Origin of the sequence: Mycobacterium kansasii ATCC 12478 (assembly GCF_000157895.3) — a bacterium.
GTDB classification, from domain to species: Bacteria; Actinomycetota; Actinomycetes; order Mycobacteriales; family Mycobacteriaceae; genus Mycobacterium; species Mycobacterium kansasii.
Genome location: NC_022663.1, coordinates 4,681,005 through 4,697,218, shown reverse-complemented (window position 1 = coordinate 4,697,218; position 16,214 = coordinate 4,681,005). Strand labels below are relative to the sequence as shown.

The 16,214-nt window shown below is 65.0% G+C and carries 17 protein-coding genes and 1 pseudogene; 8 read left to right on the top strand and 10 right to left on the bottom strand.

Annotated elements, in window-relative coordinates; genetic code table 11:
• Nucleotides 1-228 precede the first annotated feature (228 nt).
• The 5 genes from MKAN_RS20480 to MKAN_RS20460 all read left to right on the top strand — a co-directional run bounded on the left by MKAN_RS20480 (nt 229) and on the right by MKAN_RS20460 (nt 4,934).
• A complete protein-coding gene (locus MKAN_RS20480) occupies nt 229-486 on the top strand; it encodes a hypothetical protein (RefSeq protein WP_023371631.1) in 258 nt (85 codons plus the stop codon).
• Between the two features lie 56 nt (nt 487-542).
• Nucleotides 543-743 (top strand): helix-turn-helix domain-containing protein, encoded by a 201-nt coding sequence (locus MKAN_RS29895; protein ID WP_080674108.1) that lies wholly within the window; start codon nt 543-545, stop codon nt 741-743.
• A gap of 91 nt (nt 744-834) precedes the next feature.
• On the top strand, nt 835-1,071 hold the full coding sequence (locus tag MKAN_RS20475) for a hypothetical protein (RefSeq protein ID WP_023371628.1): 237 nt from the start codon (nt 835-837) through the stop codon (nt 1,069-1,071).
• 1,839 nt (nt 1,072-2,910) lie between these two features.
• Complete coding sequence (locus MKAN_RS30705; RefSeq protein ID WP_133163547.1) at nt 2,911-4,110, top strand: hypothetical protein; 1,200 nt, start codon at nt 2,911-2,913, stop codon at nt 4,108-4,110.
• Nucleotides 4,107-4,934 (top strand): hypothetical protein, encoded by an 828-nt coding sequence (locus tag MKAN_RS20460; protein WP_023371622.1) that lies wholly within the window; start codon nt 4,107-4,109, stop codon nt 4,932-4,934. Before MKAN_RS30705 ends, MKAN_RS20460 begins: the two co-directional genes overlap by 4 nt.
• A gap of 339 nt (nt 4,935-5,273) precedes the next feature.
• Here the strand turns inward: MKAN_RS20460 and MKAN_RS20450 are convergent, their stop codons facing one another.
• The 8 genes and pseudogenes from MKAN_RS20450 to MKAN_RS30700 form a co-directional block, all read right to left on the bottom strand.
• Entirely contained in the window at nt 5,274-5,774 is a 501-nt protein-coding gene (locus MKAN_RS20450) for a hypothetical protein (protein WP_133163548.1), read from the bottom strand.
• A 100-nt stretch (nt 5,775-5,874) separates the two neighbouring features.
• The gene (locus MKAN_RS20445; RefSeq protein ID WP_023371616.1) at nt 5,875-6,141 is read right to left on the bottom strand and encodes a hypothetical protein; all 267 of its coding nucleotides are present in this window, start codon (nt 6,139-6,141) and stop codon (nt 5,875-5,877) included.
• Nucleotides 6,138-7,178, bottom strand: a complete 1,041-nt coding sequence (locus MKAN_RS20440) for a hypothetical protein (protein WP_023371614.1) — start codon at nt 7,176-7,178, stop codon at nt 6,138-6,140. Before MKAN_RS20440 ends, MKAN_RS20445 begins: the two co-directional genes overlap by 4 nt.
• A gap of 3 nt (nt 7,179-7,181) precedes the next feature.
• Nucleotides 7,182-7,343, bottom strand: coding sequence for a hypothetical protein (locus MKAN_RS20435; protein ID WP_155254710.1), 162 nt, complete (start codon nt 7,341-7,343; stop codon nt 7,182-7,184).
• A gap of 32 nt (nt 7,344-7,375) precedes the next feature.
• Complete coding sequence (locus MKAN_RS33090; RefSeq protein ID WP_418303078.1) at nt 7,376-7,696, bottom strand: DUF7161 family protein; 321 nt, start codon at nt 7,694-7,696, stop codon at nt 7,376-7,378.
• A gap of 108 nt (nt 7,697-7,804) precedes the next feature.
• Nucleotides 7,805-9,568 carry an AAA family ATPase gene (locus MKAN_RS20430; RefSeq protein WP_023371608.1) on the bottom strand — a complete coding sequence of 588 codons (1,764 nt, stop codon included), beginning with the start codon at nt 9,566-9,568 and terminating at the stop codon, nt 7,805-7,807.
• Between the two features lie 200 nt (nt 9,569-9,768).
• A pseudogene (mobF, locus tag MKAN_RS33085) lies at nt 9,769-10,419 on the bottom strand (MobF family relaxase); the annotation flags it as partial.
• Nucleotides 10,420-10,516: 97 nt separating this feature from the next.
• Nucleotides 10,517-10,801, bottom strand: coding sequence for a hypothetical protein (locus MKAN_RS30700; RefSeq protein WP_155254709.1), 285 nt, complete (start codon nt 10,799-10,801; stop codon nt 10,517-10,519).
• Nucleotides 10,802-11,582: 781 nt separating this feature from the next.
• On the opposite strand from MKAN_RS30700, the gene MKAN_RS29885 reads away from it, so the two are divergent.
• The 3 genes from MKAN_RS29885 (at nt 11,583) to MKAN_RS20420 (ending at nt 13,345) form a co-directional block, all read left to right on the top strand.
• On the top strand, nt 11,583-12,119 hold the full coding sequence (locus MKAN_RS29885; protein ID WP_232336058.1) for a ribonuclease domain-containing protein: 537 nt from the start codon (nt 11,583-11,585) through the stop codon (nt 12,117-12,119).
• 15 nt (nt 12,120-12,134) lie between these two features.
• Nucleotides 12,135-12,632, top strand: a complete 498-nt coding sequence (locus MKAN_RS20425) for a barstar family protein (protein WP_023371600.1) — start codon at nt 12,135-12,137, stop codon at nt 12,630-12,632.
• 146 nt (nt 12,633-12,778) lie between these two features.
• On the top strand, nt 12,779-13,345 hold the full coding sequence (locus MKAN_RS20420; protein ID WP_023371598.1) for a hypothetical protein: 567 nt from the start codon (nt 12,779-12,781) through the stop codon (nt 13,343-13,345).
• A gap of 450 nt (nt 13,346-13,795) precedes the next feature.
• Here MKAN_RS20420 and mddA read toward each other — a convergent pair whose 3' ends face one another.
• Nucleotides 13,796-14,551 (bottom strand): methanethiol S-methyltransferase, encoded by a 756-nt coding sequence (gene mddA / locus MKAN_RS20415; protein ID WP_023371594.1) that lies wholly within the window; start codon nt 14,549-14,551, stop codon nt 13,796-13,798.
• 68 nt (nt 14,552-14,619) lie between these two features.
• Entirely contained in the window at nt 14,620-16,206 is a 1,587-nt protein-coding gene (locus tag MKAN_RS20410) for an HD domain-containing phosphohydrolase (RefSeq protein ID WP_042313857.1), read from the bottom strand.
• Nucleotides 16,207-16,214 lie beyond the last annotated feature (8 nt).

Here is a 16,214-nt window from a genome sequence, read left to right as displayed (position 1 = left end):
TCGGGTGGGGTCCGGGATTTCCGGCGGACTCGGCGCGCTGGCTTAGGCGGGCGGTGCGGTTGTGGCGGCGTTGGGTGGTGATGCGTTGGGCGCGGGTGCGTATGAGTTTGATGGAGTACGAGGGTGGTGGGACCGGATTAGGGTGGGTCGGTGATTGTCTGCGGGGTGTGAGTCGGAGGTCCTGGGTGATGGTGTTTGCGGTGGAGCCGGCGGTGGTGTGGGCTTCGGATGACGCAGGCGGGGTTGGCTGCGAGGCTGGGTGCTGGGGTGGCCGCGGCTGCACCGACGTTATCGGCGGTGGCGCCGATGGGCGAGGATGCTGATTCGGCGGCGTTCACGGCGGCGCTGGCCGCGGTGGGCGCAGCGTATGTGAGCACCGCTGGTGAGCATGCCGCGGCGCGCGGGGTGTTTTCTGATGCCCAGTCGGTGGCCGTCGCGACGACGGTGTCTAGTGAGGCGATGCGCGCCGCGGCCCTGACCCGGTAGCTGTTAGCAGGTTGTGGTGGTGCATCCCTGGCCGGCGTTTTCCCCATGAGCGAACCATGGCCGGCCTCGCTGCAGCCCGGAACCGCGGCCGGGTCGGGGGTCGCCCGCAAGCGCTGTCGGGATCCCGGTTGACGCATGCCCGGGAGCTACAAGCACAAGGCATGCCGGTGTGGGAAATCGCGCAGCTGCTCGGCGTCGGACGCTCGACGGCCTACCGGCAACTCAAGGCTGCCGAATCTGTCGCTGTTCAGCGGTAAGGTATCCAAAACGGTTGCGCCACCGGAGAACTGAACAAAAAGAGCAACACAACGCAACTAGTGAACATTCGATAAAGCAGGGAGGGCAGCGATGACGGACGCGATCCACGAGGAGGCCGACGACGTGGCGGCGACTATGAACGCGTGGCGGGCATCTGTCCCGTCCGCAGTGGCGTTCGCGCCGCCGCTGGCGGCCGACGACGCGGCGACTGCGGCCGTCCTCGCGGGCATGGCCGACTGGCCCGTCGAGCACCATGCGATGGGGGAGCACCGGAGTCCATGGCTACGGCATTACACGCGGCGACAACCGCAACCTCGGTCATCTTGACCAACGCCGACGATGCCGGTGCCGCCGGGATCGCCGCGAGTCAGGCGACGTGATATGTCCACACCGTGGCAGCCGCCGACGTATCCCCCCGGCCCGCCGGCGTACGCACAGGCCGGCGTACCCCCGAATGTTCGCCGACCGTCTGGTGTGCGACGCGCTGGGTTGATTGCGGCAGTCGTGGTCAGCGTCTTCGGTGCCGGCATCGCTGGCGTGATCGTCGGAGCACACATCAGTTCTGCGCCCGGTGGTCGCGCTGCTGAATCGAGCACTGCCGCGCCTCCGTCACCCTCGCCCGAGCAGATCCGCACCCAAACGATCGACTTGTGTACGCGGTTTGCAGCGGGCTATGCGATGCTGCCGTCGCCGCCCAAAACCGCCGCCGACATTGGTCCGGCAGCAAACTATATAGCTGATGCTTTGCGCGACAACGGATTTGCAGACCATGCTATACGGACGGCAATAGGTGACTCATTGCGGTTGTATCGCGACCGTGCGGCCATGGTTAGCCGTGAGTCAGCACAGGGTGCGATACAGCTCCCGAACAGTTGGACGCCTGACGCGGCGAACGCGGCGGACGACCGCGTGTGGTCGTTATGCCATCAGTACCAGGGGTGATCGATGGATGCGAATGGGATCGGATCTGAGAGCGTGCTGGCCGTGACAATCAAAGCCGGCCGATTCCCGAGTTCCTCGACGCTCACCGCACTGGAGTCGTCCGGTGGAGCGCTAGCGGAGCAGCGCCGACTCCTGGGTGCGGCATTAGATCGACACTCCCACTTTCGTCAGCGGCTGCAATCGGCGCTGCAGGGCCAGGCCGGCGATGCGGCCCTGGCGGCGCACGACGGCAACCGAAAGTTGTGGGAAGCACACGAGGACCTGTACGGGCCCGCCGCCGACGCGGTGACGAACGCGGTCGGAGAGCTGCGGCGCCTGCAGACGATGCTGCAGGACCTAATCGACGACAAGGAACCGGCGTTCCAGGCGGCACTCGACCGCGGCGATCATGTTGCGGCGCAATCAATTTTGGCGGCCGCTGCAGGCGAGGCGGACACCATCGTCGACGAGCACGCGGCCAACGCCGAGGGCCATATTAAGGCAGTGAACTTTGAAGCACCGCTACCTCTTGGCCCCGCGCCATCCGAAGGCCCAAAACCCAAGCCGCCAGGCGGAAAACAGAAGCACGACAAATGGTCCGGGTCATCCCAGCCGGCCGAGGGAAGTTCGGCTAAGTGGTCCGAGGACGGCGATGCTGGTTTGGATGGCGCCGCAGCGGAAGGCAACGGCGGTGACCAACACGATAAATGGGCCTTGACGGGGCCTGATCCCAGTCCGCTGACGCAAGGCGGTAAGTGGGGTCCGAGTCCGAATGGCCCCGGCATGACCCCGCCTTTACCTGCATCACCGCTTGGTTCCGGTGGTGGCTCAGGCGGTGGTGGGGGTCGTATGCCGAGCTTGGGATCCGGTTCTCCATCGTTGGCATCTGGTTTTCCGTCGCAGCTGGGTTCGGGGACCGTGCCGGCCTCGGCGGCTCCCTCTGCAGGAGCTGTCTCGCCGGCGTCGGCGGCACCCCTCGCCAACTCTGGATCGAGTTTCCAATCGGGTCTGGCATCGGGTATGGGCGCTACGAGTGGAATGACAGCCTCGGCGACCCCTCCGGCGCAACCGCAACAGCCCATGGCATCAACCCAGCCGCCGGTGGCCGCGCCGAGTGCGGCAGGTCCGGGGATGGGTCCGGCGGGCGTCGGACCAGGATCGGGTTGGACCGCCCAACCCGTGGATTCAGCCGGTGTATCAGGCGGCCACGGCGCGGGCAGCGCACCGATCGCCGGTGGTGGAGGGATGATGCCCCCGCCTGGGATGACCGCATCGCCGTTGGCGCCCTACAGCCCGCCGGGTGCGGGAGCCGCTGGTGCCGGCAGCGGTGTACCGAGCTCGCCGACGTCGCCGGCGGGTGGCAGTAGCACGGCCGGGGCAGGCGCCGGCGGCGGTTCCGGCCCCACCGGTGGTGGCCCCGGTGCGCCGCCCATGCTGACAGGTAATCCGGGTTCGTCGGGCCCGATGTCAGCACTTGCCGGTTCGTCGAGTGATGTCAATCCGGATTTGGTGACCGCACAACGGATTTTGGGTGAGCTGGCGCATGGTAGCGAGGCATCGAAGATGCTGGTGTTGTGGGCGGTGGTGGTGCTCAGATCCCCGGTCGGTACGCACATTGCGGTGGCCAACAACGTTGGCGGCGGCGCCTATCTGCCCACGACGGTGTATTTGCCGAGCACGGTGCGCCTGGCGGTTAGTGACCCCGCGCTGCCGCTCGGCTGGGCTGATGTGTGGATGGGCTGTCAGTTCCCGTCGAAAATAGTCGCCGACTACGCCGACCGCTTGACTAAAGTCGTTGCAGACGCATCCGTTTCAGCTCTGGCTACCACGGAGATGTGGACCGACCCGCCACATGACTTTGCCGGTGATTTCGCCGCGATAGATCACCGTGATGCGCTGCGGCTCGTAAATGTGGCGCCGAAATTGGATGCGGCCCAACAGCATCGGCTCGCCGTGATCGACCCGGGGCTATACCAGCGGGTCAACGGTCTGGATCGCGGGGGCAACATATCGGCGTGGGCGGCGGCGACCTTGACGCGCATCGTGTTTGAGGAGGCGATGAAGCCTGATGATACTGGTGCGCTGCTGGTGGAACAGGCTGACGGGCAGATGCTGGAGGCGGTCAGCGGCGGGGCCGCCACGGCGACGATGTGGGGCGCCTACGATCGGGCGGCCGCCCAGCGCCACGGGGGCGCCGCGATGTGGCCCGACCAGCACGCCCCCCGCGACAACGACGATTCGGACGTGACCCGGGCCATCACCCTTTGGTACACCCATTATTACCGGATGGGGCGGATGATCGAGCTGATCCAATGTTGGAAAGCCGAACCGCCGCGGTTGGCTGAAATCGCCTATTGCGGGATCAGAGCCGGCTTCGGAGCCACGGTCGTGACGACGATCGCCGCCATGGAGCAGCACCTCGCCCAAGAGCGACGACGGCCGTGAGTGATGCGGGATTCGTCGCTCCCGGTGGCGATCCGTTGGCGCCGTTATCGCGGTTGTCGGAGCTGCCGCCGTTGGGACCTCGCGAGTCTCGGCCGCAGTTGCCGGATCTGCCGGCCGAGCCCGTGGGCTGGAACCGGCGGGCGTGCAGGGAGCGGGCGGCCGCGCGCGACGCGACGGCTGACCGGCTGCTCGTAGCCACAACATTACGTCTGGTGTTGGGCCAGGCCCGGCTTGGCTCGCTGCCCGCGAATTGGCGGGAGCGCGGCCTGCGCGACGCGCTGACATCGGGCCGTGACCGCCGAATCTGGGTGTGGTGGAAGGTACTTGCGGGCGGTCCTCGGGTGTGGGAGCCGGGCGCCGCCGAGGCGCTGGGTCTGCCGTGGGGTGCCGTGCTGGGTGCCTGGCGGGCGGACACGCTGATGTGGCTGCGCGAAACCCAAGTAGCTGATCGGTCGTCGGTGTCGCGGTGGGCCGGATTTCAGGTGGTCGATGCAACCGACGACGAGTGGGAATCGTTGCTGGACAGAGCACACTCGGGGCGCTGGCCAGAGCGCGGTACCGACGTTAAAGGGCCCTGGAATGTGGGCTTTTCCGCGCATATGCTGCGGCAGGAGCTCGACGACTGCGCGTTGCGTTATGACGCGGGGTGTGCGGCGGGTGGCGATGACGTGGATTGGGTGGGGCGGCATCGGGATCGGGTGCGGCGGTGGCGGTTCGCGGGTGACCGGGCCGATGAACTGGCCCGTATCGAGCGCCTGGCTCGCGAGGCCGACGCCGGCCGGCCACCTTATCCCTTGCCGTCCTACTGGCTGCTCTCCCGATGAGGGAGGACGGAAACCATCTGGTGTGCAATAGGATTCGCAATGACGTCGTAGATAGCATCGAGGTCTGCTCATATGAAGACGCGGCCTCTTTAGCGAGCCGCATGCGCAATGCACGGCCTGCAGGTAGCGATGAACTGTGGCTGGCGGGCCTGCTGGCGGTCGACGGGCTCGCGGCATTGCTGTTCGCGGGGTCGCCCCGCGGCAATGGTGCGGGGATGAGATGGGTGCGGTCAGTGGCCGCACTACTGTGCGACCCGCAATACGATGTGAGCCAGGCGATTCGGCAGGCCGTGGATGGTGGTTAGGTTAGGGTTAGGGGCCTGCCCCCGCGCATCGACGTTAATCGGCTTGGAGCGACTGGATGTAGGCTGGCCAGCCTTCGGTGATGGTCTGAGTTAGCGCGAGCCGGGTGGTGTTGCGGTCGGCTTCTGTGAGCTGTTCTCGGCCGTCGGGGTAATGGATGACCATGCCTTCACGGGAGGCGTCGCAGACAATGCAGTACGAGCGACGGTCAAGTGCCAGATAGATCCCGGGTAAGACTTCGGTGATGTCGTAAAGGGCCTGATCAAAGTCGATTCCGTGCGATGCCCACGTGTGTCCGAAGTGGTCGAGCCAGCGAGTCAGCTCAGCGAGGAATACAACACGGTGTTGGCCGTGGCTCGCGAAGTAGCGTGCGACGTCAAATACCTGGCGCGTCGGCGTACTGAGCAGCTGAACTTGGAAGGCGTCCGGGGCAACGGCGACAGCGGATTCGGCCACGCTCGGCTGATCGTCTGGCCAGGCTAAGCCGGCGACCAGCCAGAAGGAGGGTTGCAGCACTGACGGAGCCAGAGTCGTCATGCATGTGAGCATGACAGCGCCCACCGACATTGATGGTGTTCAAGCGGATGGGTTGATGATGAGCTGGCCCGTCCGCTGTCGGTGTGACTCTCCCACTGACCTACATGCCCTTCTTCGTTCGCCCACTTCGCCCGCGTTCAGCTCTGCGGTGGTTGAAGACCGTCATCGGAACGAACATTGCTACCAGCAAGAACGCCGAGACGATAGTCATGTTGGTCTGGCCGGTGACCACCAGACCCGCGATCAGCACTAACGTGACAGCACCGGCCACGAGGTACGACGCCACGCGGTAGTGCGGGCGCCAGGCGCCCCACAGCGCCAGCACAAACGCGCCAGACAGAATCGCGGCCTCCAGTACGTCCGTCACTTGCTCCCCGTTAGGCATCGCAGCAGATTCGTGCCCGCTATGATCGTGCCGACACCACCGGCGCCAGCGACAGCGAGCCCGACCCCGGTCTCTGCGGCCAGCAGGCCGTAGCCGGTAACGATCACACCGCTGGCGAACTGGCTGGTGCGTTCGATCCAATCTCTTGTGGTGCAATGGGTGCGGGCGTACTCGATGTCCGTCACATGCGCCTGCAGATCCGCAACCTGACCGCGTAACCACGCGGTCCTGGGATCGTTTTCGGGAAGTGACTGCACGAACCGCTGCATATTCTCTACAAGACCCTGGCCGGTCAAACTAGCTGGATTACTGCCGAGCAGCATCTGCTGCAGCTTCGGACTCAGGCCAGTGCCCGGCGGCGGTGTTCCATCGGGAGTGTCCCACGGTGCAAATGGTGGTGGGTTGGTGCCAGCGGCGTTGTCTTGTGTGAAGTCGACGAGTTGGACCCCGTTGTGCTTGTTGTCTCCGATGATCGTGTCGTCGGCGTTGATCGGTTCCCCGAACGCCTGGGGTCCGATCCCGGCCATCGTGGCGGTCACCTTCTGGGCAACGTCGGTGTCCGCAGTGACCAGTTTCGCCGCCCGCAACCTGATGTCTTCGGCGAACGCCTGTGCCTGCGCCTGGCGGTCGGCCAGCTCGACTGGGTTGGCGGTGGTGTGGGTGTCGTAGACGGACATGTCCTCACTCACGCTGAACCCGGCTTCTTCGGCGTCTTGCACCTTGTATTTCAGCCGGTTGCGGGCATCGAGGATTTGCGATGCCCCGCTGCGGGCTTCCTTGCACGCCTGTTGCGTCACCTGGTCGTATACGTTTGCGGCTATGGTTTTGTCGGCGCCGGTTGCGGCGCGCAGCGCGGTAATGGCTTCGCCTTCCCAGTCCATGTTCAGCGTGTCGCGCCACACCTGACCAACCGCGTCGTAGCACTTCGAGGCCAGGGCTTGCCAATATGCCGGTGCTTCGTTGAGGTGCTCGTAGGGCCAGTTCAACAGCTGCGAGAGGGTAGGCAGCGGTGCGGTCATGGGTTAGACCATCACCACAGGGGCTACGGCGGTCATTTCGGCTGCTGAGTTGGCTTCGTTCGCCGTGTAACCGTCAACGGCCGCAGTGACTTTGCCCGTGTAGGAGGTGATCCGGGCGCTCAACGCGGCGGCGAATCCCGACATCATGGCATCGGCGGCGCTCACGGCGGCGGCGCTGGGTTGGCACGACAGACCGGTTATCGCCGGGGGCATAACGGCGGTCGTCCCGGCCGCCAGGACGCTCCGCCCGTCGTGGTCTCCTGCACGCTGGCAGTGTTGATGCGCACGGTGTTTGGCATAAGGGGCAAGGGTAGCCCAACCAGGCGGCAAGCACCCCTCAGGTTTTGTCGGATAAGACTCCGCACGGCTTGCCCTCCCGGCAACCCGCTCGCCGAGGCTACACGTAGGTCGTGCATGACGTTCGGGGTGTCGTCGAGACAGATGACATCGGTTATGCCGATCAGGGCTTCCTGCGGATGGCCGGCATCACTGGTGGAGAGGTCATCGAGCAGTCGCATGCGTTTGCCTCGTAGGCCGGTGGCGTCATAGCGGAAACGATGAACGCCCGAGCTGGTCTGGCATCGTCATCGCCGTCCATTGCGTCGAATAGCCGCCCGGCACCCGTTCTACAGTCCGAGGTCGTAGCCGGTGTCGCTGCTCCGTTGGCGGGTGCGGGCCTTGTGTGTCTGGTCGGTGCTGCGGTCACGGTATTCGCGCATCCAGCGGTTCCGCTCGGCGTGCTCGCTGGCTTGGTGGTCGGACCAGGCCCGGTGGGCGCCGCGGCGGCGCGCGAGGTCGTGGTCGCGTTTGGCGGTGAACCGGGCTACCCGGTCGGGAAGCCGGCCGCGGTCGGTTGCCGCGGCGACTTGGTGGACGGTTTGGGGCCGGTTGTCGCGGCCGGTGATGGCGCGCACGAGTTCGGCAGCCTGGTGGCTGTCACCGCGGCGGGCCTGGTGTACACCGGGGGCCGGTTCGGCGTGTTCGTGGTCGCCTTCCCCGGCGATCTTGTCGTAGATGAATACGCGGTTCATTTCGCGGCCGCGGGTCAGGCCCGTGTACAGCGATTTGCGGTCGGTGCGCGCGCTGACGATGGGGTATGCGGTTTGCCCGGTGTCACCCTGTTCGGATTGCAGCGTGACGGCATACCCATGGTGGACGTGTTCACGTAGGTAGTCGCCGCCGAGGATGGCCACGGCGTCATCACCGATGCGGCGGGCGAGGATTGTCTGACGGGCGGTGTCGACTGCTTCGACGATCCAGCGCTGACCGTTGCGCACCTGCGATGCGGTCTTGCTCACCGCGGGCTGGCCGTGTTCGTCCCGGATACCGACCGTGATCGTGGCGTCGTTGTGGCGGGTGACGATGGTGTCCCCGGCGCCGATGTGGTGATCGCGGGCGGCGGTGACGGTAGGGGCGTCCGCAGCAACGTTGTCGTTGTGAATCTGCTTGTTCAGTGCGTCGCACAGTTCCCACTTGTCGGGCATGAGCAGCGGGTCTTTGCCGGCGGCCACATCGGCGCGGTAGGCCTCCAGCGCGTCGTGGGCCATGGTGACTTCATCGCCGCAGCGCAGCCGGTCGTGATCGCGATACCACGCGATGGCGCGCCGCAATGGTTTGGGGCCGCCGTTGCGTAACGCGAGCGATGCGGTGCGTTCTTCGGGGTCGAGCATCCGCCAGACTTCCGAAAGGCGTTGGGACCAAGGCAGATCGGCGCACAGTTGCTCGAACATACCGCCGCGTTTACGCACCGGCGCCAGCTGGTGAGCGTCTCCAACGAGCAGGGTCTTCGTCCCGGAGCCGGTGGTGTACTCCAGCAGGTCACGCAGCTGGTTGTTGCCGATGAGGCCGGCTTCGTCGACGACCACGATGTTGCGGTGATCGAGTCTTAACCGCCCGTTGCGTAGCTCGAGGAGGGCCTTGTCCACGGTGTAGCCCTCGTCGCCGGCGCACTCGTTGATCGCCACGTCGACAGCGCGGCCTTGGGGCGCGAGCACGACCACGGTGCGGCCGCCGCGGTGGGCGGCGGTGCGTAACGCTTTGAGGGAATGGGTCTTGCCGGCGCCGGCGGGCGCGGCCAAAGGCTGTACCAGCCACGGGGATTCGGCCAGGGCGGTGACCGCTTGTTGTTGATCGGCTGATAGCCCGTCCGTGTCCGCCTCGGTAACCCGCACAACGGCGCGGTCATCGCGAATATCGACCATGTTGAGGAGCTGGCGCTCCTCGGCGAGCACCAGGTCGATGGTGTAGCGCTCGTGGCCTTCGCGGTGATGGGCGGCGCGCGGTTCGCTGACTCGGATCGCGATCTCGTCGACCGCTGCTTCGATCTGTTCGCGAGGGGAGCGCTCATCTCCGTCGACCTCGATCGGTAGTTGCGCGCCGATGATTTCCACCAGGTCGGCGCGGGTGAACGCGGGCTTGTCGATGCCGGCGGCGATCTCGGCGATACGGCGCCGAAGGTGGTCGGCGCTGCGCGGCGCTTACTGCGGGCTTGTCGTTGGGCCTCGGTATCGACGCGAAAACCGCGCGGATCACCGTGCCATTGGCGTCGTAATTCACCCCAGGACAAGCCTTCCGGCTTGCGCGGCCGGGTGGCTTTTTGCGCGGCCGCCAGCTGCGCCGGGGTGGGTTGGCCGTCGATGAGTTCGAGGTTGCAGTCGGCCCATTCCCGCAGCTGCGTGCTGCGCTGGGAGTGAGCTTTGATCACCGCCGGGTCGACGCCGACCAGTTCGGCCATCCCCGTGTGCGGGTCGACTGGACCCCATTCCGCGCCAACTGATTGCGCCATCTCGCGGCGCATCGTGGCTTGATAGATCACCCCACCCGCTTTGGATTCGTGCCACAACGAGTCGGTGTCCACCGCGGCCAGCGTGCCGTCCACCCGCGCCTGTTTGTTGGGCAAGATGACGTGGGTGTGCAGGTGCGGATCACCTGCGCGGCTGGTCTCGTGGTGGGAGGCGACGGCCACCAAACCCGGCAGCCGTTGCAGATCCTTTTTGCCGCTGGTGGTGTTGTGCACACGGGTGTAGCCGGCGTGTTGATGGACGTATTCCAGGGCCTCGCGCACCCCCGTGTTGTGCGCGTCGAGGACGGCCTTTTGCATGACGTCGGCGCCGTAGGCGCGCACCAGACTGAGGCTTTTCGGCGCGCAAAACGTCAGATCCACGCCGTGGTTGTCGCCGGCGGCGAAGCGCCGGCCGCGGGCGCCGTTGGGAGCGATTCCGTCGTCGAGCCAGCGCTGCACAACGTCTAAATCGGCCAGCCCACCCGCGCGCTGTTCATCGGTCAAACCCACAAGTTCGGCCACCTTATGGGCCCCGCAACGCGGCTGCGGGCGCGGCCTACGGGGCGGCGTTGCGCGCGGCCGCGGAGGCGATCATGGTGCCGTTTCCCCCGGCGGTGTCCGGAGGGTCGCCGGCTGCCGTAGCGGCGGGGCTGACCGAAACCGCGGCCCTCAGCGCGGCCGGGGCAACCATGCAGGCCAGCGAGCAAGCCGCCCACGCAGTCATCCCCCCAGCGATGGCCGCCCCACAGGCCGCTGCCGCGGCGCTACAACGTGCAGCCCCATCAGCCAGCGCACCGGATTCACCGCCAACACCACCGAATACCGCCGCGTTGGCGGGCACCCAACCACCTGGCCACACAACTGGGGTGCCGCGCGCCCCGGTGGGGATGTTCGCGCCGCACTCGCCGGCCGGGCCACTTGCCGCGCCGACAGCGACCACCCCCGGCGGCGATGGGCTGGCCTCGTCGCAACTGGCGGAGGCGCTGCAGACCCGCGCGGGCACCCTGACCCCGACTGCGGGATCACACCCGAGATCAGCCGGTGTGGTCAGCGGCTATCCCGGTGCGGGTTTAACCAGCTACATCCGGCCCTCCGGTAACGGTTTCAGCCCGCCAGCGGTGAAGCGACCCGGTATCGGCGCACCCGCCGGCATGCTCACCACCGCTACGCTGCACAGTCCGGTCACCGCCGCGCCGAACTCGACGGTGCAGCCGTTCGCCTACGTCCACCCACAACCACCACGACCCGGCGGCGCGTCGTCACCATCGCCCCCCCTCGACCTCAGCGACACTGCCCACACCCTCAACTCCCCACCCCAACCTGCGGCGCCCCCGCCACCGACCCCCTACCCGGCTACACCACCTGGCGACGCACCCGGTCCCCCCACCGGTAGCGACGGTCCTAACGGCTCCGGGAGCCCCGGCGCCCAGATGCTGGACCAAGCAGCGGGCCCGGCACCCCAAGCGCCACCAATGCTGCCACCGCTTGCACCGCACCCACCGATTCCGCCGCCACCGTCTCCGCCGCCAGGCAAACCGCCGCTGGGGCAGCCCCCCATTCCGCCCTGGGCCAGCCCACCGCCCCCGCCATCGCTGCAAGCGACACGAGACGCCTACAACAAGTTGACAAACGACATCGACCACCACAATCTGAACCCGCCCAACCCTTCCGATTGGAACGCGGTTCAGGCTTATAACCAAGAAGCCTGGTATAACAACACCTTAAAGACCCAACTCGAGCGCCAATTAAATGCGGCCAACGCACAATACACACCCGCCAACGACGCCAAACGCGCCGACATCCCATACTGGACACAACCCGCACCACAACAACCGAGGCAAACAACTGCCGCAGGGAGCGAACCGCAAGTACCGCAGAATGTACAAAGCACGCTGAACCAAATAGATTCGGGCAGATGGCCTCAGGCGGCGAATGCCCCGGGCACTAAGGGCGGCAGCGTGTTTCGAAACGTTACACCTGACGGACAGCATCCCTTGCCCACGACGGACGCTTCTGGCGAGCCAATTACCTATCAGGCGTGGGACGTCAACCCTAGGGTGCCCGACCAGGACCGCGACGATGAGCGAATAGTCACCGGAAGTGACGGATCCGCGTGGTACACCACTGACCATTACGGCACATTTCATCGGATTCGTTAGCGAGGAACACGAACTGTGAATTTAGACGAATTCGTCTTAGGGGCCGCCGGCCACGGGGCATGCGTCGGTGTGCACACCGCGACTGCATCGGCTTTGGCACCTCCGGACGGTGTCGAGCTCCGAACAGTCGACGGATCGCACGTCAAAACGCTCGATGCGCTCTTCAACACCTTCGCCGAAGTGTGGCACTTCCCGCCGTGGTTCGGGCGCAACGCGGCTGCATTCGATGACTTTATGCGCGACTTGGACAACATGATTAATACAGCTGAGGGTAAGCCACCGGCTCCCGGGTACCTTACTGATATCACCGATGCGCACTTGCTGCTGGTTGAACAACCCGACGTTTTTCCTTGGTTCGCCAAGTCAATACCGTTCTATCGGGATTACTACCGTGACGAAGCTGATCCGCCAGCGGCATTCGGCCTATTGCTTTCCGCTCCCACCGATCACCTCAATGAAGTTCGCCAACGCTGGCTAACCGCCGGCATCCAGGTCGTGACAGTTTCGGTTTGAACTCGACACGCCGAGCTTCTCCAGCTCGATACCAGCGAAGAAAGTTCTTGGGAAGCACTAACGGTACATCCTGACGGTTCGGTTGCTGTGTTCAAGGGCGACCTTACCCAATTCTTGCCTTACCTCGGCAAATGAAGGAATAAGCGATGAATACATCTTCGGTTTCTGAGATACTCGACTTCGAGGTCCACCTACTCATGACAATGAAGATACGAATGGTCAACAAGAATGCGAAGCTGCTAGAAAACAAGCTAGCCGAACACGGGTTTTCCGTCGCGGACGCACAACGCATACATGAGCGGGTATCCGAAGCTCTTGGCGACGAAGCCTCTCGTTTCGAAAACATGAAGAAGCTGCTGGGCCTGGGAGGCCAGTCCTCGAAATCACTGGAATACAGCAGCGTACTGTGGCCTGGATTTGAATTCACCGCGACCGCCAGTGAAGAAGGAGTGCTTGAGTCGGCGCGGTACTGGCACACGAGGAGCGATTTATCCCGGGTCGATTCGCCAACCGAGTTGCCCCCCTGGAGCATGGACATCGATGAGTTCACGAAACAGTTTGGCCCCTTGACGGGTGGCCTCAAGTGGACCCTGTTCGACAAACTTCTCCCCTCCCACGAAGAGTACGAATTTCCCTGGAATGGAGAGCGCCACGGTGCGGCATTCAGCTGGGGGCTGTTTATGTTTGCGTCGAAGTACTGGCCCGAAGATTGACAAAGAAAATCGTTGAATTTCAGGGTTGCCCTAAACTTCGGCATCGCCTCACGGGCCAAATAAAAGTATTCGTCCCGCCATCCGGTAGATTACCAGTATCTAATTCTCAATGCGTGGACGAAATGCTTCGACGTGGGGAGTCGAAATGAGAAAAGCCCCTTTCGAACTGGGATGATTAATGTTGTTCAGGCGTCAACCAACCGTCTTCTGAAAGACACTTCCGGCGCGAGCGTCTCACAGGTTCAGTGGCTCCTCACCGGTCTTCGACATGGAAATCTCGTGTTGTGCGCTCGGTTGGTGCCCATCATGCAGTGAGCATCAGGTCTCCCCGAATCAAATCGGGAGCGACGAACCCGGCTCCGAAGCGGGTTGGCGTGATGCGGTCGCAACCCGACTGCGGATAGCCGGCCGGCACCAATCGCGACTATTCAGCGATCATACAGGCCAAAGCTACTGCTGGGCAGCCGTTTTGGTCGACAACCGACGAGGCCTGGGAAACAACATGGGCACAGTGCGTCGGTAATTCCGGTACCGGTCACCCAGCGCCGCCGTCAGGTCGCTCTCTTCCAACTGCAACGCGATCAGGATGTAGCCCGTCGTAGCGATCGAGAAGAGCAGGTGCCCCGCTGTCATGGTGGGCGCCGCCCAGAAGGCGATGATGAAACCGAGCATGAGTGGGTGACGCACCACCCGGTAGAGCAGCCGGGCGCGGAAGCCGACCTCCGTGTACGGCTTTGCGCGCCAAGCCAGATACACCTGCCGAAGGCCAACCAGGTCGAAGTGGTTGATCATGAACGTCGACGCGAAAACGATCGCCCACCCGAACCAGAACACGACCCACAACACCACACGGGCGGCCGGCTGCCGCACGTCCCAGATGACCGCGGGCATCGTTCGCCACTGCCAGTACAGCAACAGCAGCACCGCACTCGACAGCAACACGTAGGTGCTGCGCTCAATCGGCTGCGGCACGAATCGTGTCCACCACCGCTTGAACGCCGGCCGCGCCATCACGCTGTGCTGGACCGCGAAGGCGCCCAGTAGCACCACGTTGACCGCGACCGCCTGGCCGGTCGATGCGGTGACCGCGTGGTCGACGGTCCGTGGCACCACGATGTTGCCGACGAAACCGATCGCATACAAGAAGGCCACCACAAATATCAGGTAGCTCATGGCGCCGTAGCCGATGATCAGGAATCGCTTCATGGGTTAAGTGTCCGCGGCGCAGGCGGTTTCGCCTATAGGTCAATTGCCTCAAGTTCGCCGAGTGGGGCCTAGTCATTATTGACTAGGCCATTCCGGAGCGCGTACATGCTGGCGCCGATGCGGTTGGTCACCCCGATCTTGGCGTAGGTCCGCTCCACGTGGTTGCGGGCGGTTTTTTCGCTGATCACCAGGGCCGCGGCGATCTCTTTGTTGGACGCGCCACGGGCGACCAGGCAGAGCACTTCGACCTCCCGGGGCGTGAGCCCGTGCGGGCGCAGACTCGACCGGTCGGCACGGTGTCCCGCGGCGTGCAGCACTGCCTCGGCGGCGACGGCGTCGAGTTCACCGGCTTGCACCTGGCGCCGCAGCCGCCGGGTTGCCGACTCCGGCGTCAGCTGTTCACGATATGGCCTTGGCTCACAAGCGCATTGGTAGCTGACCGCGGCTGCCAGAACGCGGTCCGGCAAGCTCAGCGCGGATTCGGCCAGCCCACGGGGGTATCCCGAGCCGTCGAGGCGTTCGTGGTGATTGCCGGCAACCTCGGCCAACTTCCGGAGCCCGGGAACCTGGTTGAGGATCCGCACCGTGAAGTACGGATGCAACCGGACTCGCTCGAACTCCGCCGCGCTCAGCGGACCCTGTTTGGACCAGATCTGATTGGAAACTCCGATGCGGCCCAGATCGTGAACGTGGCCCGCACGCCGGGTCAGCACCGCCGCGTCCGCATCGAGCCCGGCGGCGACTGCGGCGTCACCCGCCAGCCGGGCCACTGTTCGCGAATGTCCCAGCGTGAATGGGCATTTCAAGTCGACGAAGTCGCCCAGTGCGACGAGCAGCGCGTCCAGGGACTGGTCGTCCAGCGGCCGCTGGTGATCTGGCGAGGCTCGCAGGGCCGCCGCCCATGCATCACCGGTGGGCGGGCCGGCCAGGATCGCGTCTGCATGGTTGACAAACGTGTCGACCACCTCGGGATCGAATTGCCCGCCCCGCCTGCTGCGAGCCATGGCGACGGCACCCTCGACACCGTAGGCGCGGTGGTGAACCTCCACCATGTCGGCGAGCTGCGCGACGCGCATCTGGATCGGGATGGCGTCACCGCAGACGCCCGTGGGCAACCCTCCCCCGTCGTAGCGTTCGAACGTGAACGCCACCGCGGCTTGCACGGTGGGGTCCAGGCCGATTCGATCCGCCAGCAGGGCCGCAGATGTGCAGTGCGAGTGGATCAATTGGGATATGTGGCCGCGCGCGTTGATGAAGAGCGTCGCCATCGTGCTGAGCCGGTGCACCAGCGGCTGACCGCGACCCACGTTGGCCGCAAGGAAACGCAGATACGGCAACCCCGACCAGTCGACCAGATAGGAGTCGTGGCGGACGGCAATGTCGTCGCCGAACCACCGCGCGTACTCATGCGAGTCGGCGTGGCACCCGATCCACATGATCAGGGTCGCGTAGTAGGTGGAATCCCGCTGCTGCCTGCTGAGCCCGAGTCGATCGGCCAGTCTGGTCGCAATCAGCGCGGACCGCAGCATGTGTTCGGCCGGCTGGCCCAAGCCGAGATCGATCGCGACGGACAGCGCCGCCAGCAGCTCCGCACGGGTCGGCAGTTCCGCATCCGACTGTCTCGGACGTTCTGGTTGGGACGCCCGAGATGTCATGGACTCAT